At 26.8% G+C, this 1,138-nt stretch carries 2 protein-coding genes; both read left to right on the forward strand.

Annotated features, from left to right (window positions below; all coding sequences use genetic code 11):
- The first annotated feature begins 286 nt into the window (after nucleotides 1-286).
- Nucleotides 287-625, forward strand: a complete 339-nt coding sequence (locus AQ1689_RS05780; RefSeq protein ID WP_101955485.1) for a type II toxin-antitoxin system RelE/ParE family toxin — start codon at nucleotides 287-289, stop codon at nucleotides 623-625.
- A 2-nt stretch (nucleotides 626-627) separates the two neighbouring features.
- Nucleotides 628-912 carry a helix-turn-helix domain-containing protein gene (locus AQ1689_RS05785; RefSeq protein WP_100945805.1) on the forward strand — a complete coding sequence of 95 codons (285 nt, stop codon included), beginning with the start codon at nucleotides 628-630 and terminating at the stop codon, nucleotides 910-912.
- Nucleotides 913-1,138 lie beyond the last annotated feature (226 nt).

Raw genomic sequence — 1,138 nt, forward strand, 5'->3', positions numbered from 1 at the left:
AATGCTTCACCGTATATAGTAACCTTAATTCTCTCTTTTATTCTTTCTGATTATATATCAAATGTATTAAAAGACAAACTTAAGCCGTATATAATTAATTGCTAGTCCTCGCCTACTTACAAAAATCCTTGCGGATTTTTTATTCCGCTTTTATTTACTAAATTAGGTGCTTAAAACACGCAACAAACCATATACAACAACGTTGTGTTTCATACAAAATTACGAATTTGAAAAAATAATTTAGAAATTTAAATAAAATATGTAACTAATTCGTTACATTTGTAATATGAGAGAAATCGATATTACAGAAGAATGTTTGGACTTTATCGACAACCAAAATAAAAAGGTTGAACTAAAATTCTTCCAGCTAATTGAAGTTATTGGAGAAATAAAAATTGTTAATTCTAATTTTCTAAAAAAATTACAATCAACAAAATTTTATGAATTACGTATAAAAGCAGGAAATGAATATCGAGTTGTAATCTTTGCTATCGACCATCTAAATTTTAATGAATCAACAAAAGCTGTCTGCTTATGTGGTTTTCAGAAAAAAGGAACTAAAGATTATAAAAAAGCTATCAAACAAGCAGAAAAAATATTAGAAAAGTATCTAAAAGAAAAGTAATTATGGGAAAATCAATAAACGCAAAAGAATTAATAGCTAAACGATACGGAAAAGAAGGCTCTAAAGAACGTGAAGAATTTAGAGAAAATGCTTTTTCTTATTATTTTGGTGAAATAATAAAAAATAGAAGAAAAGAATTACATATGACTCAAGATAATTTGGCTGAAAAAGTGGGAAAAAAAAGACCATATATCTCTCGAATTGAAAATGGAGAAGATATTCGATTATCTAACTTTGCACTTCTTGCCAATGCTTTAGGATTATCAATTAAATTAACAGCTGAATAAAAGTACGAAAACACAACAAAATATATAATTTATTGCTAGTACTCGCCTACTTACGAAAATCCTTAGGGGATTTTCTATTCCGTTTTTATTTACTAAATTAGTTGCTCGAAATACGCAACAAACCATATATAAAACGTTGCCAGCAATACGAAAAAAAATTGCATAAATCATATTTTGTACATATATTTGTACTTAATAAAATACAACATTATGCAAATAACAACTG

The organism is Tenacibaculum finnmarkense, assembly GCF_900239185.1.
GTDB classification, from domain to species: Bacteria; Bacteroidota; Bacteroidia; order Flavobacteriales; family Flavobacteriaceae; genus Polaribacter; species Polaribacter finnmarkensis.